This is a genomic window from Ochrobactrum sp. SFR4, assembly GCF_019730395.1.
Taxonomy (GTDB): Bacteria; Pseudomonadota; Alphaproteobacteria; order Rhizobiales; family Rhizobiaceae; genus Pseudochrobactrum.
Map to the genome: position 1 here is coordinate 1 of NZ_JAAPBB010000584.1, position 303 is coordinate 303.

Annotated in this window: 1 protein-coding gene; it reads right to left on the bottom strand. The window is 52.8% G+C overall.

The window, feature by feature from the left end:
• Nucleotides 1-262 (bottom strand): hypothetical protein (locus tag HBA93_RS20360; protein ID WP_221724484.1); only part of this gene is annotated, 262 nt, incomplete at its 3' end.
• Nucleotides 263-303 lie beyond the last annotated feature (41 nt).

The following is a 303-nucleotide window of genomic DNA, read 5'->3' on the forward strand; positions in this document are numbered from 1 at the left end:
GCAGCACAATACCGGCATCAATATTTTCATCCAGGCTCTGATGCCGAATCAAGTCTATCTGCTTTTTCCCGCCTGCCTTGTTCAGGAGCACCTGATAGGGTGCCTGCTCCTGTAGATCACACGGTGCTGCCTGCCGCACCAGCAGCAGCTCGCTCACATGCTGCGCCGAAAGCAGCTGAATATTTTCCACGCAAGGTACGGCATTATATGCAGGCGCCTTAACCAGTTCAAAATCATCATTAAACTGAAAGCGCATATTCAATGCAGGCTCACTCTGCGCCACGCGGCGCACAGCCACTTCCA